Genomic DNA, 24379 nt, shown 5'->3' with positions numbered 1-24379 from the left:
TAGACGATCAAGGCAGCTACGCCGGCCTGCAAAACCAGATCGCTGATTGGCTCAAGCTCGGGGCGTTCGTTGGGCAGAACCGTGCCAATCTGAATCTGTCCAACGGTGATCATGCCCGTTTGAATACACCGCAGTTCGGCTTTTATCTCGCTGGCGTGTTCGGCCCGAATGATGCGTGGTATGGAAACGCGAATATGGGCTATGCCAACCCCCAGGTGCGCACCACCCGCTATGTCACCGTGGGCAATGCGGTGGGACAGACCGCCAGTGCTTCGTATCATCAAAACGCCGCGGCCCTATCCCTGGAGCTGGGCTATCGCGGCAGCTTTGGCAGCACGCAAGTGGTGCCGTTTGTCGCCTATGACGGCGCCTACGTAAAGCACGGTCTGGTGCAGGAAGACAGCGGCCAGTCGCTGGACGTGAATGTGCATGGCAACAGTAGGGAGTCCTCCGTGATCTCCAGCGGCCTGCATCTGTCGCAGGATGTTCAGGCTGACGGCGGAACGATCATGCCGGAGCTCACGGTCGCCATCGGTCGCCAGCAAGGTGACGCCATGGGCACCGCAGACGTCAGCTTTGAAGCCGCGCCAGGCACAGCGTTCCGCACCGATGGCGTCAAGACGGGTCGACTGCTCGAAACCGTCAGTGGGGGCCTGTCGGCCGAACTCCGTCATGGTTGGACGGCCAGCCTCGACGGTACCTATGCTCACGCCAGCCACGAAAACGATCGCGGCGTGAAAGCCCAGGTCGCGTTGGCGTTCTGATCGACGATCGATCAGACACGGGTCCCCTGGTGCACAAACCTATCAGGACGAGGTGATGAGCGGCGTCTTACCGAGCTACGTTCTGATTAGTTGTTGAAAACACGCTCGGCAGACATTTCTGTAAAGCGGAAGTCGACCCCGAGCATTTTCGAAGCGGCCTATCAACATAGGCCGTTTTTTTTGCCTCGAACACGTCGTGTGATTCACCCTTGGACTCGCTGCGCTCGCACGGCATGACTGTCGCCAGATGCGATAGGTGTCCGACTGCCGATGGTAGAGTGGCGACGATTGCATGAGCGAGATTCATCAATGGCGCGTGAAAACTATGGTGACCTACTTGCGTTTTTGGCGGTAGCGCGCGAACAAAGCTTCACCAAGGCTGCCGCCCAGCTAGGTATTTCACAGTCCGCGCTCAGCCATGCGATCCGGTTACTCGAGACGAGACTGGACGTTCGTCTATTGAATCGCAGCACGCGTAGCGTGACGCCCACGGAAGCGGGCGACCGATTAATTGCATCGATTACCCCGCACTTCGAAGAAATCGATGCCGAAGTGGTAGCCGTCAAAGGGTTACGCGGAAAACTTAGCGGCACCCTCCGCATCACAACGGCGGATTACGCGTTCCACACAGTCATCTGGCCAAAACTCCAAGAGCTTCTGCCCGCCTATCCCGATCTAAAGGTGGAGACGATCATTGACCACGGGCTGACAGACATCGTCGCGCAACGCTTCGATCTGGGTATTCGCTACGGCGATCAGGTCGCCAAGGATATGATCGCGGTGCGGATCGGGCCGGATATACGTATGACGGTTGTCGGAGCGCCACAGTATTTGAAGGGCAAAAGCCGGCCGCGCACCCCGCAGGACCTGCTGGGTTTTCGCTGTATAAACCTTTACCTGGCGTCCTATGGCGGTCTTTATGCCTGGCAGTTGGAAAAGGGAAAGAGCGAGGTACAAGTACGCGTCGATGGGCAAGTGAGCTTCAACGGAATTGTCCAGGTCGTTGAAGCAGTGGTTGCCGGATTTGGGCTCGCATTTATCCCGGAAGACCTGGCCGAGCCGCACGTAAAGGCCGGTCACCTGCAATACGTGCTGCAAGACTGGTCGCCTGTTTGGCCGGGCCTCCACGCCTATTATCCGAGCCGGCGACAGTCGTCGCCGGCCCTTCGTCTTGTCGTGGATGCTTTGCGGTATCGCAAGTAGCGCGGGTGCTACCTACCTGGACAATGTCGCACTGCTGGCTAGCTCTGGACTCACTATTTCTTCGGCAGCGCAAAGGCCATCACGATGTCCCGCGCCCAAACCAGGGCGCCCGTGCGCGCATCGATTGTCGGCACGACACCCGACGGCTCGTTCGTGCGTAAGTTGTCCCCGACTAGTCCTCCCAAAATAATTAGGCTGCGGGCAATCGTTAGCGCAGGGGTAGGAAAATACTCACCGGGCGTGGAGTCGCCCATGCCTTTCCTCAGCATGAACTGAATTCATTAACGGGCCTAGCGCAACCGGCTATGACTGCGCTGTCGCAACATCTGCTTCCCGCTGGGAAGGACCGTGCAGTGTTATAGCGAAGGCACACGCGACGCATCCCGCCCCTGTCACGGCGACGACCGCAGCGACGGGAAAGGGTGCTTTGTCTGACAGAGCGCCCACGACAGCAGCGCCGAGAACCCCGCCGCCATACTGGATGGCTCCTAACAATGCTGACGCAGCTCCCGTGCCCGTTGGCAGATCTTCGAGTGCTGCGGTGACGCCGTTAGCCACGATAAATCCTGTAGCGGCCACGAATGCGATCGCCGGCACAAACACACCCCAGAGCCCACCGATGCGAAGCGTGACGGCTATCAGCATCACCCCGCCGGCTACACCTGCACCGATCGCACCAGCGCGCAGCAGTCGAACGGCGCCGATGCGTGGCACCAGTCGCCGGTTAACGAGGTTGGCCACCATGAGGCCGGCGACTCCGGCAGAGAAGATGAGCGCGTACCTCGATGGTGCGAGGCGAAAATACTCGATATATATGAAGGGTGAGGCTGCGATATAGGCGAACGTACCCGCGTAGAAGAAACCCAGCGCACCTGCAAAAGCTAGCAGCCGCGGTTGCAGCATAAGCTGCTTGTACTGCAGGAACGCCGTCAACAATCCCGCATTACAGCGGCGCGCCGTGGGCAGCGTCTCCGGAAGAGTCCACACCGCGCAGGCGGTAGCTATTCCCGTCGCAACCAAAAGCCAAAAGATCGCTCGCCATGACCCGGTGACTTCGAGCACGAGGCTTCCGATGGAGGGACCAAGCAGCGGCGCGATAGCCATGACCGTCATCAGGGACGACATGACCTGCGCGCCACGTACCCCTGCGAATCGGTCGCGCACCATGGCCCGGGCAAGCACCACACTTGCGCACGCCCCGATCGCCTGGATGGCTCGCGAGCAAACAATGGCGGTACCCGAGCCTGCCAGAGCGCAGCCGGCCGATCCCAGGATAAACACCAACAGCCCGGCGAGAATGGGCGCGCGTCGACCAAAGCGATCGCTCAGAGGACCCCAAATTAGCTGTCCCGCACTGAATCCGATCAGGTAGGTCGAGACCGTCATGGCGGCCACGCCAGGCGTGACGCCCAGATCTCGCACCATAGTCGGCATGGCGGGCAAATAAAGGTCCGTCGAGATGGACGCGAATGCCATGAGCAGACTCGTCACGGCCAACATCCAGTAATCGCGGACGGCTTCACTGCGTGGTCTTGGGGCTCTTGCGAGCGGCGAGGACGGCATGCGGGCTCTCTTCTGACCTCACATGAGGCGCTGGCCGCGAATGCTACTTCCTAAACCAATCGGGAGTTCCCCCGGCTCTGCCGGGGTGGCAGTAGCAGTTTGACGTTTAAAGAAGTAGCTGTCGGCATTGAGGTAGTTCAAGCGCAGATATCGAATCGAAGGCAAATTCTGGCTTGGAATGGTGAAGCCGGTGCATCAAGGGTTGAATGGCGAGCACTTGATTCTCGATTGCGAAAAGGCCCCTTTGAGGGGCCAGCAATCGTTAAAGCCCCCGGCTTTGCCGGGGGATACTTACTGCCCCTGTCTAGTCATGAATTTAATTCATAGGTCCAAGCAATTAAATGGTCTTAATCAATCGAATGTAAGCGCGTAAAACAGTAGTCCTGCATCACAGCGACGAATACGGGACGGTGGTCCCACGTCGAACGATTCGCGAGCGACGGACGGAGAAACGGCGGTGGAAAGAAACTATTTGGTGTTTACGGCTTGGCTTTCGCTGGCCCTCGTACCGATGACCGCGACAGGCGCGTCGGGTAGCGACATAGTCATCGTGCCCACGGGAAGCCAGCCGTCCATCGTCGGTCCCGCGAGCAACTTCACCGGTGCGGCGCGCATTGACCCGGTCCTTCTCCAACCGCGTGCACCATCCCGACTGTCGGCCGGATACGTCACCTTCGAGCCGGGCGCTCGATCCGCCTGGCATACGCATCCTCTAGGGCAATTGCTGGTCATCGTGGGCGGCACTGGCTGGGTGCAGCAAGAAGGTCATCCACGTCAGACCGTTCATGCGGGAGACGTTATCTGGACGCCTCCGGGGGTGAAGCACTGGCACGGCGCGACCGCGACCACCGCCATGACGCAGCTCGCCGCCCAAGAAACGGTCGACGGCCGAAATGTGACCTGAATGGAAAAAGTCTCCGACGCCGACTACACCCGCTAGCGGGGCACTCCCTTTACTTCGCCGGAAATCACTATGCGCTATTCAATTCTTGGACTTGCCATCATTCCGCTACTGCACGTGTCGATAAGCAGTGCATCGACCCTACCGCCAGCGCGCGCACCGATCGTCGCCCCGACGCTCGATGAGACGCGCGCGGTGTCGCCCGCGCTAGCCCGCTACACCGAGACCACCCTTCTTGGCGAGTTGTGGTCGCGCCCTGGCCTTAGCCCAAGAGATCGCAGCGTGGTGACCATTGCTGCGCTGATCGCGAGAAACCAGGTCATCGAAATGCCATTTTATTTCAATCGTGCGCTCGACAACGGGGTGACGCCGGCTGAGCTGTCGGAAATCATCACGCATCTCGCGTTCTACGCAGGGTGGGCAAATGCTACGGCTGCGGTGGCCGTCGCCAAGGATGTATTCCACGATCGCGGCGTGACGGCCGCGCAGTTGCCACCGGCTGAACCGGACCTCATGCCGATCGACGAGAAGGCTGAGGCCTTACGCGCGAGCGCTGTGCAGGAGAACGCAGGCGCGATCTCTCCTGGCGTCGTCCACTACACCAGCGAAGTGGTTTTCCACAACTTATGGCTGCGCCCCGGGCTTGCGCCCCGCGACCGTAGCCTCGTTACCGTCAGTGCCCTGATCGCCAACGGCCAGGTTGCGCAAATCCCTTACCACCTAAATCGGGCGATGGACAACGGCCTGACGAAGGCGCAGGTCGGTGAGGTGTTGACGCATCTCGAATTCTACGCGGGCTGGCCGAATGTCTTCTCGGCTATCCCGGTCGTAAAAGATGTGCTCGCCAAACGTCCCGGCTGAGTAAAAACGCCAATGACATTGGCCCGTGCTCTCAAGGAGTGCGACGCGACGCGCGGGGCGCCATGAAATTCTCAAGTTGCACCAAAGGACCATGAAATGACACAAACCTATACGGAAGAAAAATCGGTCGCCGGCCGGCGCAGGGTGCTCAAGGCGGGCGCCGGATTGATGGCAGCCCCCATGCTGGGCGCCATGGCAGCCTCCAGTGGCAATCGTGGCGGCATACGAAATGACCCCTCGGCGGCCGCCGCACAGAACGTACGCGCTGTGGGCGCGAAAAGTGCGACTGCGCCGCTAGGATCACTTACGATCTCACGACGTGCAGTCGGTCCACGCGACGTCCTCCTGGACATTCTGTACTGCGGCGTGTGTCACTCCGACATCCACACTGTTCGTGGTGAATGGGGGCCGACGCAGTACCCGTGCGTGCCCGGCCACGAAATTGTCGGGCGTGTCATTGCCGTCGGTACCGAAGTCACCAAGTTTCAGGTAGGCGACATCGGCGGCGTGGGCTGCATCGTGGACTCCTGCGGCGTGTGTGAGCCTTGTCAGGACGATCTAGAGCAGTACTGCGAAAAGGGCATGACTCAGACGTATGGCTCGCCGGATGCGCATACCGGTGGCTACACCTTCGGTGGGTATTCGGACCGCGTTGTCGTTAAGGATCATTTTGTCATCCGCATCCCCCCGGGTGCGGACCTTGCCGCCATGGCGCCATTGCTCTGCGCAGGTGTCACGACCTTCTCGCCGATGCAGCACTGGAAACTCGAACGTGGTCAGCGCGTGGGAGTCGTGGGCATGGGCGGACTTGGCCATGTGGCCGTGCAACTTGCTGCGGCCCGCCATGCCGAGGTCACCGTGTTTACGACCACATCATCGAAACTCGGGGATGCCAAGCGTCTAGGCGCAACGGATGCGGTGCTCTCCACGGATGCCGCGGCCATGAAGGCACACGCTGGCAAGTTCGATCTGATCATCTCGACCGTACCTAACGGCTATCCGATGCAGGCTTTCATCGACCTGCTGAAGTTGAACGGTACGCTGGTGAACGTCGGTGCCATGGAGCCATTGAAAGAAGTCAACGGCCTGCACCTAGCGATAGGCCGGCGCGCACTGGCCGGATCGATTATCGGCGGCATTGCCGAAACACAGGAGGTGGTCGATTACTGCGCTGCGCGGAACATCAAGGCCCAGGTACAGCTCATCCGGCCGGATGAGATCAACACAGCTTTCGAGGGCGTGATCGACAAAAGCGTGCGCTACCGCTACGTGATCGATTTCGCGTCATCCAAGCGCGCCGGCTGACAGGCAAATAAACGATAAGAACACAGAGGTTGGCAATGAATACCTGGAGCCACGAACAACTCGAACGCATTAAACAATCAGACGATTTGCATGTCGCGCCGTTTCGGCAAGACGGTACGACACCGGGAACGCCGACGTGGATCTGGTCGGTTGTCGTCGGCGATGAGCTCTATGCGCGTGCTTATCACGGGCGCGCCTCGCGGTGGTTCCAGGCGGCGCTCGCACAGGGTGCCGGCCGCATCACCATCGTAGACATGGACCTTCCCGTGACTTTCGAGTTGGTGCAGGACGCGCTCAACAACCAGATCGATGCGGCCTATCAAGCGAAATATGCGGGTCACACCTATCTCGCGCCGATGATCCGGAATGAAAGCCGGTCCGCGACCGTACGAATTCGCCCCGCTGGCTAAGCGGCAATCTAACGAACGGTACCAACGTGAACATATGACAGCGGCCGACCACCCAAAAGCGGACGATCGTGCACATGAATTTCCCCAAATCTACAAAGGACTTAAACATGAATCCCACCTACGACTTTAACGGACAAGTTGCGCTCGTCACGGGCGCGAGCACCGGCATGGGCTTCGCGGCGGCCAAGGCATTCGCGGAATCCGGAGCTGCCGTTGCGCTGGCAGACATCAACGTCGACGCATTGCGGACGGCCACCGATACGCTAGAGAAAGCGGGTCACAAAGTCATCGCCATCGTATGCGACGTCACTGACGAAGCGCAGGCGGCCGCGATGGTCGAGCGCACAGTCGCTGAGTTTGGCCGCCTTGATATGGCCTACAACAACGCGGGCATCCTCGGTCCCATGGGCGACATCACCGATGAAACCGGCGAAGGTTTCGACCAGGTCAACGCCGTCAATTTACGCGGCGTATGGACCTGCATGAAGCATGAGCTCCTGCAAATGCGCAAGCAGGGAAGCGGCGCGATCGTCAACTGCTCGTCGCTTGGCGGTCTCGTTGGTCTTGCTGGGCGTGCGGCTTATCACGGCAGCAAGCACGGCGTTATCGGCATCACCAAGGCGGCGGCCCTGGACTACGCTGCCAAGGGCATCCGCGTGAATGCGGTATGCCCTGGTTGCATTGACACGCCCATGGGGGACGCGATTGACCCCGCTGCGATGAAGGAATTCCTGAAGCAGCAGCCGATTGGCCGCATGGGCCGTCCTGAAGAGGTCGCTGCCGCTGTGCTTTGGCTTTGCAGCCCTGCCGCTAGCCTCATTCTCGGTGTCGCTCTGCCCGTCGACGGTGGGTTCGTCGCCCACTGATTATTGTTTCGCTTCGCGGCAGCTACTTGGGTAGCCGCCGCGCTTCGCCTTCATTCGCAGGAGAACACTATGGACATCATCCGCAATGGCTCTGTGCCGTCCGCTAAGGGGCCGAGCGATTACTTCACGGGCACCGTGCGAATCGACGCGCCCTTCAAGGGAGCGGGTGACGCGCGCATAACGGGAGCTACGGTTACGTTCGAACCGGGCGCTCGATCCGCGTGGCACACCCATCCTTTGGGGCAGGTGTTACTTGTTACCGCGGGTAAGGGCTGGACGCAGTGCGAAGGTGGCGCGATCGTCGAGATCAACGCGGGCGACATCCTTATCTGTCCGCCAGGCCACAAGCACTGGCACGGCGCTTCGCCAAGCACATCGATGACGCATATTGCGGTCCAGGAGGCCCTGGATGGCGTGAACGTTGTATGGCTTGAAAAGGTTACCGACGAAGAATATTCGGTCGGGCCATCTCCCAAGCCCTAATCAACCCAGCGCTACAGGGATTGTGATAACCCGTTTCTAAGCTAAGCGACAAGCTTTCGAGGACAGGTACCTATGCACTACAAACATCTTGGCCGTACCGGACTGAAAGTGAGTCGGCTTTGCCTGGGCACAATGAATTTTGGCGAATTGACGAACGAGTCGACGAGCTTTGAGATCATGGATGCGGCGCTGGACGCTGGCATCAACTACTTTGATACGGCGGATGTCTACGGCGGCCCCAATTCTCCAGACATGGAGAAAGGCTACGGGATTTCCGAAGAATATATCGGGCGATGGCTAGCTCAAGGCGGTCGTCGAGAGCGGATTGTCCTTGCCACAAAGGTCTATCAGCCGATGGAAACTGGCCCGAATGACCGTCATCTCTCGGCTTACCACATCCGAAAAGCCTGTGAGGAAAGCCTGCGTCGGCTGCAGACAGGCCACATCGACCTGTACCAGATGCACCACATCGATCGCAGCACGCCTTGGGAGGAGATCTGGCAGGCGATGGAGGTGCTCGTGCGACAGGGTAAAGTCATCTACGTTGGCAGCAGCAACTTCGCTGGCTGGGACATTGCTACGGCTCAGTCGACGGCTATAGCGCGTTCGTTCATGGGGCTGGCATCTGAGCAAAGTCTCTACAACTTGACGGCACGCACTATTGAGTTAGAGGTCATTCCGGCCTGTCGGCATTTCGGCCTTGGCCTTGTACCGTGGAGTCCAATCGGCGGTGGCCTGCTGGGTGGAGTGTTGCGGAAGGCGGCAGAAGGTCGGCGGGCAAAGCCAAAAGTCACGCAGCAAATCGAGCGACTTAGGCCGCAGCTCGAAGCCTATGAGTCGCTCTGCCGTGACATTGGAGAAAAGCCTTCGGACGTCGCGCTGGCGTGGCTGCTGCGTAACCCGGCAGTCACCGCTCCCATCATCGGTCCGCGTACGGTTGAACAGCTCAAGGAGAACCTTCGCGCCGTCGATGTGGTTCTTTCGGATGACGTGCTCGAGCAACTCGACAAGATCTGGCCAGGACCGGGCGGAGAAGCGCCCAAGGCCTATGCTTGGTAACGTTCCTTGCGGTCGTTCTGATCGGGGCAAATCTACGGACACCAAAGTCCGTGGTGGGTTTGAAGCATTACAAGTGGCCGCTTTGGAAGCATTAGAGCTGGTGGGTTTGCGGCCGTAACGGGTGGCGGGTTTCAGCAGAATACGCAGGCTTGAGCTTTTAGAAGTGCTCTTCGTTTTCGATTAAATATTAGGTAAAGAGTGAGATGTCGGCACAGTTGACCCAGGACTGCGTGGCCGATGCTTGGTCAGGAGCGCCGCCATGACAGGTGTGGACTGGTTCATTTCTTTGGACGAACATGATCCTGCTGTACGCTTGGCGCGTTGGCCATTTACGGCAAGATAGTGCTTGCCGAGTCCGTGGTCAGAGCTTTCCAATTCCCAGCTACATGGAGAAAACCGAATGACCCGCATCCTGTTTGTCGGCCAGAAGCCGGAGACCGTGGATTTTTCCGACCCATCGCTTCCTCCGGGTTTTGATGCCGACAAGATCAATGCGGGTATCGCCGTTGCCGTCACCAAGATCCAGGAGCGCGGATGGCAGGGCGACACGTGCATGATCACGCCCGACGAGGCCGGCAGCGTCACGCTCGAAAAACAACTGAAGAGCGCAACTTATGACTGTGTGGTGATCGGTGGTGGCCTCAGAATTCCGCCGAAGAGCCTGGTGCTGTTTGAGACGGTGGTGAACATTGTCCATAAGGCAGCGCCGGGCGCCGTCATCGCATTCAACACGCGCCCGGAAGACACTGCCGAGGCTGCTGCTCGCCAGCTTCATCTCGGCTGACAGTGAACGCCATGCCAGGGGCTCGCGCCGGCAGGCCCCCGGGAAACGCAGCTATCGCATCGGGTCTGCTCGCACGGCCGATATTTCCCGCCACTCCCGGAAAAATGGACGCCCCCAAAGCGGACGTTCGCGACCGGCTCAAATGGGTCGGTTTTCGCCGGTCGACATCGGCTTCAGCGAATCACAGTGGTCGGCGGCCTGGTGACTGTAGATCGGTCGTGTGATGCATTCGCTCGGACGCACGCAACGGCGGCGCATCGCTTTTGGCTGTTATCACCCGCGATGCCCGCGATGTCTCAATGAAAATCTCGCGACCGCACATCCAGACCTCCGAGCAACTCGCTCATGTCGAGCAATCGACTGGCAATCAGATGGCATACGCCATCGACCGATTCCCACCGCCCATCGATTCCCAGCAGTTCTGATTCCAGTAACACCCGTCTATGGGTTTCGGCGACATCGCGCCAGACGACGACGTTGACCATGCCATGTTCGTCTTCCATCGTGAGGAACGTGACACCGCTGGCCGTCTGTGGTCGCTGACGTATCGTGACGACGCCCGCAACACGCGCATAGCTGTTGTGAGGGCGCTTGCGCAGCGTCCTTGAGTCCACGCATCGAGCGGCGCGTAGCCGATCTCTGATTTGCGCCATGGGGTGCACGCCCAGCGTCAGGCCAGTTCGCGCGTAGTCGGCCAGCGTGTCCTCGGCCTGCGTCGGCTTCGGCAATACCACCTCGATCTCTGCCGGACTGACGTTACCGAAGAGCGGCAGCTGCTTTTCGACACCGGCGATCTCCCAGTGCGCGTGGTGCCGATGCCGTGACAGACCCCGCAAGGCACTGGCCTGCGCCAACAAGTCCTGATGGCGCTTGTCCACGACTGCTCGCGCGCAGAGATCCGCGATGTTGGCGAACGGCCGCTGTTCGCGTGCCGCCATGATCCGCTGTGCAGCTTCTTCGCTGAATCCGCGCACCTGGCGTAGCCCAAGCTGGATGGCAGGAGGTTCGTCTTCGCGGGTGATAAGCGTGTTATCCCAATCGCTGCACTGGACGTCGATAGGAAAAACATCGATGTCATGGCGCCGGGCGTCTTGCACGATCTGGCTCGGCGCATAGAAGCCCATGGGCTGGCTGTTCAACAGTGCGCAGGTGAAGGCCGCGGGCTCGTGACACTTCAGCCAGCAGCTCGCATAGACGATGCCAGCGAAACTAGCCGCATGTGATTCGGGAAACCCATACGATCCGAAGCCCTTCATCTGCTCGAACAACCTCTCGGCAAAGGCGGTGGTGTAACCCCGATCGGTCATGCCGGTGAGGATGCGTTCGCGATGCTTCTCCAAGCCACCCCGCCGCTTCCACGCGGCCATGTCACGCCGAAGCCCATCCGCTTCGCCTGCCGTATAACCAGCGGCGACCATGGCTAGCTTCATCACCTGCTCCTGGAACAGCGGTACACCGAGCGTGCGTTCGAACACTTCCTTCAACTCTTCCGACGGGTAGTCGACGGGCTCCTCGCCCCTACGCCGCCGCAGATATGGATGCACCATGTCACCCTGGATGGGACCTGGCCGAACGATCGCGACTTGCACCACGAGATCGAAGAAGTTCTCTGGGCGGTGCCGCGGCAACATGGCCATCTGCGCGCGTGACTCGATCTGGAACACGCCCACCGTGTCGGCGCGCTGGATCATGGCGTAGGTATCTGGATCCTCCAACGGCAATGTGGCCATCGAGTAAGCCTGCCCGCGCTGATCGCGCAGCATGTTCAAGCATTTCTGCACGCACGTGAGCATGCCCAAGGCCAAGCAATCGACCTTCAGCAGATTCATCGTGTCGAGGTCATCCTTGTCCCACTGGATGATCGTGCGATCGGGCATCGCGGCGTTCTCCACCGGCACCAGTTCGCTCAGGGGAGCATCGGAGATCACAAACCCGCCGACGTGCTGCGACAGGTGCCGAGGCATGTCAAGGATCTCGGTCGTCAACTTGATGACGCGTCGGATGACTGCACTCTCAGGATCGAACCCACGCTCGCGCAACCGCTCAGCGAGTGAGGCATCACCGTTCGACCATGCGAATACCTGGCTCAACTGATCGACCTGATCGAGTGGCAATCCCATGGCCTTGGCCACATCCCGCACGGCACTCTTGCCGCGATAGCAGATGACAGTGGCCGCCAGAGCGGCACGCTCACGCCCGTATTTGCGATAGATGTACTGGATGACTTCCTCACGGCGCTCGTGCTCGAAGTCGATGTCGATGTCGGGTGGCTCGTTGCGCTCCTTGGAGATGAATCGCTCGACCAGCAGACTCATCTTCATCGGGTCGACCTCGGTCACGCCGAGTGCGAAGCACACCGATGAATTGGCCGCGGACCCTCGGCCCTGGCAAAGGATGCCCTGGCTGCGCGCGAAGCGCACGATGTCGTGCACCGTCAGGAAATAGGACTCGAAACGCAGTGCTTCGATCAGTCCCAGCTCGTGCTCGATCTGCTTGTGCACTTTCTCCGGCACACCCTCGGGCCATCGCCATCGCGCACCCTCTTCCGCCAGTTGACGCAACCAGCTGGTGGCGGTGTGGCCTTTCGGCACGAGTTCGGCCGGATAGCGGTAACGCAGCTCGCCGAGCGTAAAGGTGCACCGGGCGGCGATCCGGGCGCTTTCTTCGAGCAACGCCTCGGGGTAGAGCTTGGCGAGCTTGTGGCGGCGACGCAGGTGCCGTTCGCCGTTGCGTGCGATCAATCCGCCTGCTTCGGCGACGGGCACGCGGTGCCGGATCGCGGTGAGCGTGTGCTGCAAGGCCAGTCGGTGCCGGACGTGCATATGCACGTCACCCGCCGCGACCAGCGGCAGGGCGATCTCGCGGCCGATCGCTTCAAGCTCGCGCATCCTTCGCGCATCGTTCGGTCCACGATGCAGCTCAACGGCCAACCAGGCGCGATCGCCGAACGTTTGTCGCACCCAGCGACCGTGAGCCACGTCGACGATCAGATCGGGAGCCCACAGAACCAACGTGCCCGGCAGACCGGTAGCCACGTCGGCGCGCGTCAGGCGATAGGACCCTTTCTCCGAGGCGCGCCGTCCCGTGGTGATGAGGCCACACAGCGACGTGTACCCTTCTTTCGTTTCGCACAACACGACAATCTTCGGGCCATCGTCGAGCTGGATTTCCGAACCGACGATCAACGGCACGCCCGTGTCGCGCGAGGCTTCCAGTGCGCGGACGATACCGGCGAGTGAGCACTCATCGGTGATCGCCAGTGCCGCATAACCACACGTCTTCGCCCGCTCGAACAACTCGCGTGCACTGGATGCGCCACGGCCGAAGGAGAAGTTCGAGAGGCAATGGAGCTCCGCGTAGGCTGTCATGCGAACCACCCGTGGATCATCCAGCCGATCTGTTCGTCGGGGGCACAGAACGCCCAGGCCTCCTGTCCCAAGGAGGTCTCGATGACGTAATAGTCGCGACAGACTTCACCGCCATCCCACCAACCCGTTTCGAGGCGCTCCGGACCAGCCAGGATGATCGGATCCCCACCGCGCAACGGAATAGGCCGTTGAAGCAGCCACGTGGGGCGTGGATGCGGCTCAACCGGCACTTCATCATGCGTGGCTTCGCGCTGAGCACGCTCGGGCCTTGGATCCTGCGTGCTGCCCAATCGATAGACCGCACCATCGCCCAGCCGCGCACGCAATCGCTCGCGCAGTTGTTCGATCGGCAATGCATTCGCCGGTCGCTCATCGAAGAGATCCCGCCCCGCCGGTACAAACGCCGGCAGGTCACGTGCGATCAGACGCAGCGCAAGCACTGGCTCGGGAAGCACGACGTGTTCCAGTCGGCCCCGTGCGAATTCAAACAACATCGCACCGTCGCGCTCCGATGCCAGCAGCCCTACGGACACATCGGTATATCGGCCATCACGATGTTCAAGGCGCAACAGAAACCGTTGAATACCGCCATCGCGGCTCGCGAGATAAGCCGCAAGATCATCGACCATGCGCCGCACGGGGAAAATCAACGCCGACTGATTTTCCACTTCATGATGCAGCTCGATACGCAGATCGAACGTATCCGGTGGGCGATACAACGCCAAGCCAGAAGGTAGGTCACCGGTCAGACGATCCAATGACGCCAACAGTTCCGCACCGAAGCGTCGACGCAGCCCATCACGCGGCAGCACTAGCACTTGGCCCAACGTGCGGATGCCCATGCTTGGCAACGCCGCGATGACGTTTGCTGGTAATCGACTCTTCTCAATCGGCACCCGCTGCAAGGCGTTGCGCAGCGTGTCCACGGATAACACCGCTTGCCCATCCGAAACCGTGGTCAGCACGTGGGCGGCATGAGCCGTTGGTGCCGCCGCCAAGCGATGACGGAATCCCAGATCGGTGAAGTCCGTCCGCAGCATGGATTCAAGCCGTGGCCACGGTCCAAAGAGGCCCATGCTCTTGCTGACTTCCAGCACGATCGCATGCGGCAACAAACTGACTTCGGAGCTATAGCGGTAAGCCACGGCAGCTAGGAACCGGTGCCATCGATCCACCGATTCGCGGTCATACGGGATCGCTTCGAATTGCGACAGCAGCGCTTGCGCCGCGCTCAGTCGTTGTCCGACATGCAAGCCTGCCGTTCGAGCGGCATCATTGGCTGAAACGATCGTGCGTGCATTGATCGGCCCGTCGACCAGCACCAACGGTCCCTCGGTGGGACGGCGTCGGAGAATTCCATCCAAGGCCAGATGCGGCAGGTAGATGCAGGCCCAAAGCATGTCTGAGCGCCATCAATGGACAGAACGCGGCAAAGGAATGGCTTGAGCTGGCACGGCCCCACCTCGGCATTTGCGCACCCAGATCTGCGGACGCGGCGGTGCTTCTAATTCCAGACGCAACGCGGCAGGCGATGCGTTGGAAAGGTGGGAGCGATCGCGGAACACGAAAGCGAGGGCCTGCCCGGTGACAGCGGCCACCTGCAAGCGCCGCAAGGCGCGATCGTCAGCGTGATGCGGCCATGCCAACACCGCGGCGCAACTTCCCGATCGCAAGCACTGCTCAGTGGCCCAGAGCACATCCTTCTCACCGGCATCGACGAATTCCACACGACGCATGTCGACACCTTGCTGACGCCAGCCCGCAACACACGGCGCATATGGCGGCGACACGATCACGACGTGGCGCTGGCCTTGGGTCAACCGCGCGAGCGTAGGTAGCACGAGGCGAAGTTCGCCCACGCCATCGACGGGCAATAGGATCTCGGACAGCGAGGCCTCAGGCCAACCGCCTGCGGGCAGCACGGCATCAAGCGCACACCATCCGGTGGGCTGGTCACCGACCGGCACCTCGGAGGCACGACCACGCCAGACCTGGCGTGCATCGAGCAAAGCAGAGAGTGGGACCACAGCGTTCATCAGCTGCCCCGCAGCAAGCCTGCAAACAGACCTTCGATGGCGAAGTCTTCGGTGGGATCGGGGTCAATCGGATGGAAGCCAGGACTGTTGGGCAGCAAGCGAATCACATCGCCCTTCCAGTGAAGGCGTTTGATCGTGAAACGGTCCCCATCCAATCGCGCCGCGACCACTTGGCCATGTAGGGCGACAGGCGTGGCATGCACCCCCACGATGTCCTGATCGAGAATGCCTTCGTCGCGCATCGAATCACCCACCACGCGCACGAGATAGTCCGGACGCAGGCGGAACAGCCACGGCGACACCCGCAGCACACGCTCGACGCGTGACTCCGAAAACATCGGCTCGCCCGCGGCGATGCGACCGACCAACGGCAGTTCCAGGGTGTCGTTGTCCATGGGATCGGCAGTTCGCACCAAACGAATGCCACGCGCGCGGTTGGGCTCAATCACCAAACGGCCCTTGGCTTCGAGCGAACGCACATGTTTGAGAACCGCACTGACGTGGCCAATGCCCAGTTCATGCCCGATTTCTTCCAGCGTGGGCGCGTCTCGCCCGCTCTCTAATCGGTTGCGGATGAACTCAAGGATGTTGGATTGGCGACTGGTGAGTTGGAGGGTCATGGCCGCCATGTTTTCACCTTTTTAGGTGAAAATAAAGCACTGAGGCACAGGCTCGGCCTGTAAAGCGCTTGTGCTAATCAATTTGGAGCTGACGCCGACGCGACACCCAGGCTGCGCGGTTTCCCCCGCCGCACCCGCGCCTCCTTTGGACATGGATTTCGACGCAACGATCCACAGGCTAGAAAGGGCGGCGGCGTGCGGCGCTCAATACGTCAGGGAAGGAAGATGGTTGACGCAGATCGACGCACGCGAAGTCGTTTCAGGGGCTTTGGCGGCGCCACTGAGGTCAGGATATCGGGGCGGGGTTCGGAAAAAGGTAATCACGGTGATATCGGGCTAAAACTGACCTAACTAACTGATTGCGAAGAATAAATTAATTACCTTTCTAAGGTAATTTTAGGTAATCAAAAAGGTAATCATTTTTCATATGATTGATTCATAAGGCTTTTATGTTTGACTCCGATTACTTTTTGTCAAGGTAATCAATTACCTTGTGGTTATCAAAAAATTACCTTTTGACATTCATTGTATAGTATTGATTTGTATTGATTTTCATTCGGTTTCGCCGTCGTGGTTACCTTGATTACCTTTTACCGAACGACCCGAACATTTTCACAGCTATACAGCGGTGGCCATCGCTAAGCGCGACCAGATCGCCGGATGTTGGCTTCCATGGCCAATCTGATGTACTTCGGCAGCCTAGCCATAGCCGAAGTCTGACAACCTGCGGACTAGCCATCAGCCATCGACACGCCGGCGGTCGAGCCCACGCGGGAATGAATGTCGTTTGTGTGGATGTGCCAGATCGCTGGTACATCTTTGCCCTCTTGCTCAGACGGCGAGTGGTGCTGACGATGGCTTGGTTATTATTGCTGCGCAACGCATCAAGGTTTGCACATGAAACAAGCACCACTCATTTCGCGCGCTGTACGACGGGTAAAGCCAGTAGGGGAGGAAATATGATCGGCATCCCTAAGACAGGCGATCTGTCGAATGCGGCCATCAGTGCCGTCTGCTTCGAAGGTTTGACGGTGACCACCACCGACGGCAAACAGGCCAAGTTGGCCATCATCGATGAAGACGGAAAAATTATTGAGTCAGGGTCGACCGTCGCGCGGGAGGTTTGGAACGTCACACTGGCCTGCTATAAAAACTTTCTGCAGGGAATGGGACACCTGCGCGTGCAGGCGTCGCCACCCGGGCAAGCTCTATTGAGCCGGCGCGTTAAAGATTGAAGTTTCCGCCATGAGGACATCTTCACCGGCGATCCAATCACCTGTTTTCCGGTGAATTCTGAGGGTTCGCGGTTGTCCCCCATGCGGGATGAGCATCATTTCCAACGACTGCTCGCCACTTTCACTTGGCGTCACTCCTCTCCTGTAAATCACGATGCGGGAGAAGGTGTCAGCGACCAATTCGCGTGCCTTGAGTCGTGCGTCGTAGTTCTGGGCGGCTATTCCGGTAACGAGCGATGCCCATGCATCAGCGGTCGCTGGAGTCTTCCGCGTCAGGTTGGCAAGTTCCGCCTCAGCGCTGGTCACCTCACGTTTGGACTGATCAAGCGCGGTTTCTAGCTCCCGTATTTTGCTCATGATGGCCATCGGTACGGCGCCATCGTCATGTAATAAGGCGTTCGTCAGTCGTTCGATCTGCGCGTCAATTTTAGCGCAGCGTGTTCGTGCTTCACTCAGCTTTTGCTTGATGGGTTGGTCCGCTGAGGTGCAATCAAGCAATGCGCTCAGGTTGAACTGATCCGAGCAATAGCTCAGTAGGGCCCGCTCGACGGGGACGACGCTTAGGCTACCGGAGACGGGACATCGGCGACTGGTTCGACCGAAGCAACAGGACAGACGTCTGTGGCTATCCTGGACCCTACCTTCCTTGTCGCGACGGCGACTCATCAGGTTTTGTGCGGCCATGGCTGAGCCGCAATAACCGCAGTAGGCGATCCGCATGCCGGTGACGATGCCCGGAATTTCACCTTTGCCCTTGCGCCTTCCTCGCTGCTGTACAACAACCTGCAGTTCGTCAAACTCATCACGACTCAGAATGGCAGGGTAATAGTCCGGTAGCGAATACGCCGTGTCATCGATGGCGAGCCTTTTTGTCCCGACGAGCGCTGGAAGTCGAAAGACTTTATAAAGGCGTATAGCGATATTACCCGTGGGGGCTAGGAAGAGACCGGCCGCGTTCAATCGGTCGACAATCGCAAGAGAGCCATGCCCGGCACGGAAGAGGTTGATGGCCATCCGGACGGCCTCTACGCGTTCGGGGACTGTGTGCCACGCGCCATCTTCCCATCTCAACCATTGCGGGTCTCTGCCACTTCGAATGAGCCCTCGATAGGTGCCTGCGATCCATTGTTCGCACTGGCGTCGAATGGCGGCCTTGACTCTTTTGCTCTTTGTGTCGCTTTCTTCATGCGCCCTGATCATCACGAGCAAGCTGTAGACCAGGTCCATGGGATTTGCCTTAAGACCCTCACGGTTGTACTCGCGGCCGTCGCTGGCGGTAACTACCGTGATGCCCGCACTGATGATTTGGGCTAGTTGAGCCTGAGCATGAATAGGTTCGGCGCGGCTAAGGCGGTCTAACCCTTCCACGACCAGCACGGAGCCGGCCGTGATCCTGCCTTCTTCCACCGCGCGCAAGAAAGTACCGAGCGCGCCTTGTTTGACGTGGCGTTGATGAAAAGCGCTTAGCCCCTCGTCGCGAAGTGATAGCGACTCATCGAGCTGTAACCCACGTTTATTGGCCCATTGCACGGCGTACTGGGTTTGTCGATCGGCGCTGCTGCCCGCTGATTGGCGCGCATCGCTGAAACGTAAATAGCTATATACCCTAACATTTGCACTCAAGTTGGCGCTCCTGGCATGAACAAGCCTATTGTATATATTTAATATCTATTGGCTGGCCAAGAGAAAAGTAACCAAAAGAGAAGGCCACCCTGCTTGGCGCTTGCCGGGCGTCCTGCCCGGCAAGTCCGTGAGGCGAGGTCGGGCTTTTCGACGGCGCATCCCTGCACCGGCGAAAAGTGATCGGCTTCCTGCCGATCACCCTGCGGGCCTGTCGACCCCACCTCACCGCCGCACAGGGGCACCGCAAAAGCAGCGCGCAACCTACGCTTGCCGTTTCTGTGGGTTGCCTTACACGCTAAAAAATCTTCGCGCCCGAAAATGCCGCCCAACCTCGACCAACGCTGGGGATGAAGCATGACCAATCGTGCGGGTTGTCACCGCATTTTGTGGGAATAAGACATCGCGAATCGGTTCGTGAGATATGCAAAGACATTATCATTCGGTCGCATCTGAAATACGTTATCCAAAACGCTTGCCCAGCTTAGGTTTTCGTCGCTTGACGCAATGCTCGCCGAGCCTGAACATCCATTGCATATGTCTCAATCTGAGGTCTAATAAGCGTTAGGTGCCTCATGCTCGTCAGAATGCCGCACAAGACTGAAAGTTACGCTGCAATTATTTGCGTGTCATTGGGGCTTGTCGTTTCCACGCTACTTGCACCAAAAAACTCGTTCTTCTTGGCCAACGCAGCCTTCTACTGGGCCTCTCAGCTTGGCGTACTGGCATTCGTCTTTTTGTTCGAGCCTCGCCCGGCTATCGTTGCGGGTGTCGCTATCGCACTTGCGACCTATCTCGCTGCGTTCGGAATTTGGGTATTCACCCGCATGCATCCTGATTCTATGGCTTGGCTGCTGTATGTCTTTTCACTGCCAGGTGCAACAGTTGGGGCAGTTGGGGTAGCAGGCGCACTTCGCAGCCGATCAACTTTACATCCATTGATCGCCGGCTCCGTGACCGCATGCGTCGTGCTCGCCGGAGTCATCCTCAATCAAGCGGCAGTATGCAGTACATTCTTTTACTGTCTCGGGAAATGAGTCACTACCTAACTACTCGTTCAAGGCGGACGCCACCGGCGCCGCTTAACTCCAGCGTTAGACAGGGTTCGCACGAATGCTGAAATCACACATGGATGCGAAAGAGAACGCTCTCATTGCTATCTCTCGTATTCCCGCCAACAGCGGGCACAGCCTTCACAAAGGCACCCCTCGTGAAGCGTTTATTCGTGAGTTTCTGCAGTCCCACTTGCCGGAGAATGTTGCGATTGGAACGGGCGAAATTATCGATGCGAGTTCACAGCCACGAGCGCAACGCAATCAATTCGACATCGTCAGCCGCCTTGCGGCTCGGCTTGAATCAGGCGTCAGGTAGCAAAGCTGATGCAAGTCCACATTCGCCAGATTGAGTTGAGTGACATGCTTGGGTTCACTACAGCAGCGCGTGTCAGCCGTGCGTTGCACAGAGGTTGGGCGGCGCCTCCCGTCACGCCAGATGCGTTCGCAAAGTACATGTCACGCTTCACACCGCCAACCAACTATGGCTTCGTCGTTGTGTCACCAGATGATGCCCAATTGGTCGGTGCAATCAACATCACAAACATCATCCACGGCGTATTTCGTAGCGGCTACGTCGGGTACTTCGCGTTTGCTGGCCACGAACGCAATGGCTTTATGGCGCAAGGGCTCAGGGCAGTCGTGCGTCACGCATTTTCCAGCTTGCGTCTTCACCGGCTCGAGGCGAACATCCAGCCCGAAAACGTGGCATCCATCGCGTTGGCGAGGACTTGCGGTTTTAACAAAGAAGGCTACTCGCCTGCCTATCTCAAAATTGGTGGGCGTTGGCGCGATCATGAGCGCTGGGCCATAGTCCGTCGATGAAGTGGTGGCTTACCCATCGTTGCATCGGATTGCCTTCTGCAGGGCTTAACTCCAGCGTTGATGCTATTTAGTTGAATTTGCGGGAAAGTTGCTCAGCTTTTCCAACTCCCCTGTGCGCCAAGTGGGGTGGCCTTCTCTTTGGCTACTTTCTCTTGGCCACTCAAGAGAAAGTAGCTCGGCCTCCGCAGGAGGACGAAAGCTTTTGCTTTAAGCGCGACTACAACGTCACGTTCAAATCCCTTCGACTTCACTCCGTTACGCTCAGGGAGAACTGAGCGGGTGCGTCGCGACGCAAACCCACAGCCCAATCAGCCCAGTGCGTAACGTCCATTTGTTAGCATGGGCGGATGCCAAGCAACGCTCTCGACATTCTTCAAACTGTTTTCGGTTACCCGAATTTCCGCGGCCAGCAGCAGGCTATCGTCGACCATGTGGTCGAGGGTGGGGATGCGCTGGTGCTGATGCCGACTGGCGGCGGCAAGTCGCTGTGTTATCAGATTCCGGCGTTGGTGCGGCAGGGGACGGGGATTGTGGTGTCGCCGCTGATCGCGCTGATGCAGGATCAGGTCGATGCGCTACGCGAGGCCGGCGTGGCCGCGGCGTTTCTCAATTCCAGCATTCCGGCCGACGAGCAGCGCGAGGTGGAGCGGCAGCTGTTGGCGGGTGAGTTGAACTTGCTTTACGTGGCGCCGGAGCGGCTGCTGACCGGGCGCTTTCTCAGCCTGCTGGAGCGCACCGAGGTGGCGCTGTTCGCGATTGACGAGGCGCACTGCGTATCGCAGTGGGGGCATGATTTTCGGCCGGAGTATCGCGAGCTGGCGGTGCTGCATCAGCGCTTTGCGCACGTGCCGCGCATCGCGCTCACGGCCACGGCGGATCCGCGCACGCGCGAGGAGATCGTCGAACGGTTGTCGCTGCAGGAGGCACGGCAGTTTGTGGCCAGTTTCGATCGGCCGAACATTGGTTATCGCGTGGGGCTGCGGCATAACGCGAAGCGGCAGCTGGCGGAGTTTCTGGAGGGCCATCGCGGCGAGTCGGGCATCGTGTATTGCCTCAGTCGCCGCAAGGTGGACGAGACGGCCGAGTGGCTGGCGGAGTCTGGGGTGGAGGCATTGCCGTATCACGCCGGTCTCGACGCGGCCAAGCGCAGCGCCAATCAAAAACGTTTTCTGCGCGAGGACGGCGTGGTGATGGTAGCCACGGTGGCGTTCGGCATGGGCATCGACAAGCCGGACGTGCGCTTCGTCGCGCATCTGGATCTGCCACGCAGCATGGAAGGCTATTACCAGGAGACCGGCCGCGGCGGTCGCGACGGTCTGCCGGCCGAGGCCTGGATGATCTACGGCCTGTCCGATGTGGTGACGATGAGCCAGATGATTGCGCAGTCCGAATCGGCCGACGATCGCAAGCGTGTGGAGCGGCAGAAGCTGGAATCGCTGCTGGCGTATGCCGAGGCGACCGACTGCCGTCGCCAGCTGCTGCTGGGCGCGTTTGGCGAGGTGTATCGCGGCCCGTGCGGCCATTGCGACAACTGCATCGAGCCGCCGAAAACCTGGGATGCCACGGTGCCGGCGCAAAAGGCGCTGTCGGCGGTGTATCGCAGCGGCCAGCGTTTCGGTTCCGGCCACGTGATCGACATCTTGCGTGGCGAGGAAACGCCGAAGGTCTTGAGTTCCAACCATCATCAGCTCAGCACCTTCGGTATCGGTGCGTCGATGGATGAGAAGCAGTGGCGCTCGGTGTTTCGCCAGCTGCTGGCCGCTGGCCTGCTGGAGGCGGATGCCGAAGGCTACGGCACGCTACGGCTGACGACGGCGAGTCGCGCCGTGCTCAGCGGTGGCCAGACGGTGAAGCTGCGCGAAGACGTGCGGCCACCGCGAGGCGGCAGCCGTCGCCGCGACAGCAAACTGGCCAGCGGTGATAGGAGCGGGGGTGGCAGCCTCGGTATCGAGGCGTACGAGCAGTCGATGTGGGATGCGTTGCGCGCGGTGCGCACGCAGTTGGCCAAGCAGCACGGCGTGCCGCCGTATGTGGTGTTTCATGATGCAACCTTGCTGGCGATGCTGCGTGCGCTGCCGGCGAACGAGGAGGAGCTGGCTACCATCAGTGGCGTCGGCGAAGCCAAGCTCAAGCGTTACGGCCGGGATTTTCTGGCGGTGATCAACGCGCAGGAATAGCCTTAGCGCCCGGTTGATGCCTGGCCGGCGTCGCCTCACCCATTCGTGCTGCGCTGCGGCGGGTACTATGTCTGCACGCAGGCAACAATTGCAGGGCATGGCCGCAAGGACTTGGCGTGCTTCGGCATGACCGTGCCGCACCACAAAGGTTTACGCAGCAGCGCGCATGAAGGGCAAGTCCACCTCATTCGATATCGCCCACCTGGCCGGGGTTTCCCAGTCCACGGTGTCGCGGGCGTTGCGCGGCAGCCCGCTGGTCAACGAGGAGACGCGACGGCGCATCCAGGTCGCCGTGGATCAGCTCAACTACAAGGTCGACAAGAACGCCTCCAATCTGCGTCGCATGCATTCGGGCACGCTGGCGCTGCTGCTGTTCGAGGATCCGACGACCGACGAGTCGCATATCAATCCGTTCTTCCTGTCGATGCTGGGCTCGATCACTCGCGCCTGCGCCAAACAGGGTTACGACCTGCTGATCTCGTTCCAGCAGCTGTCGCAGGACTGGCATGCGGATTTCGCCGAGAGCAAGAAGGCCGACGGCATCATCCTGCTCGGCTACGGCGATTACATCGCCTATCGTGACAAGCTCGACAAGCTGGTGGCGCACGGCACCTGCTTCGTGCGCTGGGGGGCGGTGCTGCCCGATCAGCCTGGTCTATCGATTGGCTGCGACAATTTTCAGGGCGGTGACGCGGTCGCCCGGCATCTGCTGGAACAGGGCTGCAGGAACATTGCGTTTCTCGGTGATGCGTCCAGCCACTATCCGGAATTCTTCGAGCGCTATCGCGGCTATGCCGACGCACTCGTACAGGGCGGTCAGATAGCGCAGACAGCCTTGCAAGTGGATGCGGAAAGCACCGAACACTCCGGTTATGAAGCGATGCACACGCTACTCGCTCGCAAAGTGGCGTTCGATGCGGTATTCGCTGCCAGCGATCTGATCGCCATCGGCGCGATGCGTGCGCTGTCCGATCATGGCCTGCGCGTGCCGCAGGATGTCGCGGTGGTCGGCTTCGATGACATCGCCATGGCCAGCTTCGTCAATCCACCGTTGAGCACGGTTGTGCAGGACACGCGCAAGGCTGGCGAGGTTCTGGTCGAAAGCTTGCTCAGCCTCATAAGGGGTCAGCCTGCCGAAAGCGTTGTCCTTCCCGCCACACTCACGCTGCGACGTTCGAGCGAGCGGGGTCATGCAGTGACCAGGAAAGCGAAGCGCGAAACGACAGGTATCCGATAAACCCGTTCGT

22 protein-coding genes are annotated in these 24379 nt (G+C 59.7%); 16 read left to right on the top strand and 6 right to left on the bottom strand.

The annotated features are described in order from the left end of the window. Together HDE80_RS06210 and HDE80_RS06205 are read left to right on the top strand one after the other, a co-directional pair. Positions 1–764 (top strand): autotransporter outer membrane beta-barrel domain-containing protein (locus HDE80_RS06210; protein ID WP_184668803.1); only part of this gene is annotated, 764 nt, incomplete at its 5' end. A 309-nt stretch (positions 765–1073) separates the two neighbouring features. Continuing rightward, positions 1074–1967 (top strand): LysR family transcriptional regulator, encoded by an 894-nt coding sequence (locus HDE80_RS06205; protein WP_184601602.1) that lies wholly within the window; start codon positions 1074–1076, stop codon positions 1965–1967. A gap of 303 nt (positions 1968–2270) precedes the next feature. On the opposite strand, the gene HDE80_RS06195 is transcribed toward HDE80_RS06205, so the two are convergent. After that, positions 2271–3467 carry a multidrug effflux MFS transporter gene (locus tag HDE80_RS06195; RefSeq protein ID WP_255483597.1) on the bottom strand — a complete coding sequence of 399 codons (1197 nt, stop codon included), beginning with the start codon at positions 3465–3467 and terminating at the stop codon, positions 2271–2273. A 520-nt stretch (positions 3468–3987) separates the two neighbouring features. Here HDE80_RS06195 and HDE80_RS06190 point away from each other — a divergent pair. The 8 genes from HDE80_RS06190 to HDE80_RS06155 all read left to right on the top strand — a co-directional run bounded on the left by HDE80_RS06190 (position 3988) and on the right by HDE80_RS06155 (position 10199). Further along, positions 3988–4434 (top strand): cupin domain-containing protein, encoded by a 447-nt coding sequence (locus tag HDE80_RS06190; RefSeq protein WP_345776416.1) that lies wholly within the window; start codon positions 3988–3990, stop codon positions 4432–4434. 69 nt (positions 4435–4503) lie between these two features. After that, positions 4504–5292, top strand: a complete 789-nt coding sequence (locus HDE80_RS22145) for a carboxymuconolactone decarboxylase family protein (protein WP_184601600.1) — start codon at positions 4504–4506, stop codon at positions 5290–5292. Positions 5293–5388: 96 nt separating this feature from the next. Continuing rightward, a complete protein-coding gene (locus HDE80_RS06180) occupies positions 5389–6597 on the top strand; it encodes an NAD(P)-dependent alcohol dehydrogenase (protein ID WP_255483596.1) in 1209 nt (402 codons plus the stop codon). Between the two features lie 35 nt (positions 6598–6632). Further along, positions 6633–7007, top strand: coding sequence for a DUF2255 family protein (locus tag HDE80_RS06175; protein WP_184601599.1), 375 nt, complete (start codon positions 6633–6635; stop codon positions 7005–7007). Positions 7008–7081: 74 nt separating this feature from the next. Further along, a complete protein-coding gene (locus tag HDE80_RS06170; RefSeq protein WP_255483595.1) occupies positions 7082–7873 on the top strand; it encodes an SDR family oxidoreductase in 792 nt (263 codons plus the stop codon). 69 nt (positions 7874–7942) lie between these two features. Next, entirely contained in the window at positions 7943–8356 is a 414-nt protein-coding gene (locus HDE80_RS06165; protein ID WP_184601597.1) for a cupin domain-containing protein, read from the top strand. Positions 8357–8428: 72 nt separating this feature from the next. Beyond that, the gene (locus HDE80_RS06160) at positions 8429–9415 is read left to right on the top strand and encodes an aldo/keto reductase (protein ID WP_184668796.1); all 987 of its coding nucleotides are present in this window, start codon (positions 8429–8431) and stop codon (positions 9413–9415) included. Between the two features lie 400 nt (positions 9416–9815). After that, complete coding sequence (locus HDE80_RS06155; RefSeq protein ID WP_184601595.1) at positions 9816–10199, top strand: hypothetical protein; 384 nt, start codon at positions 9816–9818, stop codon at positions 10197–10199. A 296-nt stretch (positions 10200–10495) separates the two neighbouring features. Here the strand turns inward: HDE80_RS06155 and HDE80_RS06150 are convergent, their stop codons facing one another. The 4 genes from HDE80_RS06150 to lexA are packed head-to-tail and all read right to left on the bottom strand — an operon-like array spanning position 10496 to position 16223. Beyond that, entirely contained in the window at positions 10496–13567 is a 3072-nt protein-coding gene (locus HDE80_RS06150; RefSeq protein ID WP_184668794.1) for an error-prone DNA polymerase, read from the bottom strand. Continuing rightward, entirely contained in the window at positions 13564–14967 is a 1404-nt protein-coding gene (locus tag HDE80_RS06145) for a DNA polymerase Y family protein (protein WP_184668787.1), read from the bottom strand. Before HDE80_RS06145 ends, HDE80_RS06150 begins: the two co-directional genes overlap by 4 nt. A gap of 12 nt (positions 14968–14979) precedes the next feature. Further along, complete coding sequence (gene imuA, locus HDE80_RS06140) at positions 14980–15603, bottom strand: translesion DNA synthesis-associated protein ImuA (RefSeq protein ID WP_184668785.1); 624 nt, start codon at positions 15601–15603, stop codon at positions 14980–14982. After that, on the bottom strand, positions 15603–16223 hold the full coding sequence (lexA, locus tag HDE80_RS06135) for a transcriptional repressor LexA (protein ID WP_184668943.1): 621 nt from the start codon (positions 16221–16223) through the stop codon (positions 15603–15605). Before lexA ends, imuA begins: the two co-directional genes overlap by 1 nt. A 776-nt stretch (positions 16224–16999) precedes the next feature. On the opposite strand from lexA, the gene HDE80_RS22015 reads away from it, so the two are divergent. Continuing rightward, positions 17000–17458 carry a hypothetical protein gene (locus HDE80_RS22015; protein WP_221437436.1) on the top strand — a complete coding sequence of 153 codons (459 nt, stop codon included), beginning with the start codon at positions 17000–17002 and terminating at the stop codon, positions 17456–17458. Here HDE80_RS22015 and HDE80_RS06125 read toward each other — a convergent pair. Then, positions 17432–19081: a recombinase family protein gene (locus HDE80_RS06125; protein WP_184601591.1), complete on the bottom strand. Its 1650-nt coding sequence runs from the start codon at positions 19079–19081 to the stop codon at positions 17432–17434. The two genes, HDE80_RS22015 and HDE80_RS06125, sit on opposite strands and share 27 nt — an antisense overlap. 584 nt (positions 19082–19665) lie before the next feature. Here HDE80_RS06125 and HDE80_RS06120 point away from each other — a divergent pair. The 5 genes from HDE80_RS06120 to HDE80_RS06100 all read left to right on the top strand — a co-directional run bounded on the left by HDE80_RS06120 (position 19666) and on the right by HDE80_RS06100 (position 24369). Then, complete coding sequence (locus tag HDE80_RS06120) at positions 19666–20115, top strand: hypothetical protein (RefSeq protein ID WP_184668783.1); 450 nt, start codon at positions 19666–19668, stop codon at positions 20113–20115. A gap of 91 nt (positions 20116–20206) precedes the next feature. Further along, entirely contained in the window at positions 20207–20449 is a 243-nt protein-coding gene (locus tag HDE80_RS06115) for a DUF6602 domain-containing protein (protein ID WP_221437435.1), read from the top strand. An 8-nt stretch (positions 20450–20457) separates the two neighbouring features. Further along, complete coding sequence (locus HDE80_RS06110) at positions 20458–20955, top strand: GNAT family protein (protein WP_184668781.1); 498 nt, start codon at positions 20458–20460, stop codon at positions 20953–20955. 347 nt (positions 20956–21302) lie between these two features. After that, positions 21303–23132 carry a DNA helicase RecQ gene (gene recQ / locus HDE80_RS06105; protein WP_184668779.1) on the top strand — a complete coding sequence of 610 codons (1830 nt, stop codon included), beginning with the start codon at positions 21303–21305 and terminating at the stop codon, positions 23130–23132. 166 nt (positions 23133–23298) lie between these two features. After that, positions 23299–24369, top strand: coding sequence for a LacI family DNA-binding transcriptional regulator (locus tag HDE80_RS06100; RefSeq protein ID WP_184668777.1), 1071 nt, complete (start codon positions 23299–23301; stop codon positions 24367–24369). Positions 24370–24379 lie beyond the last annotated feature (10 nt).

This window comes from Rhodanobacter sp. A1T4 (assembly GCF_014207185.1).
Taxonomy (GTDB): domain Bacteria; phylum Pseudomonadota; class Gammaproteobacteria; order Xanthomonadales; family Rhodanobacteraceae; genus Rhodanobacter.
This window is presented reverse-complemented; position numbering and strand designations above follow the sequence as displayed.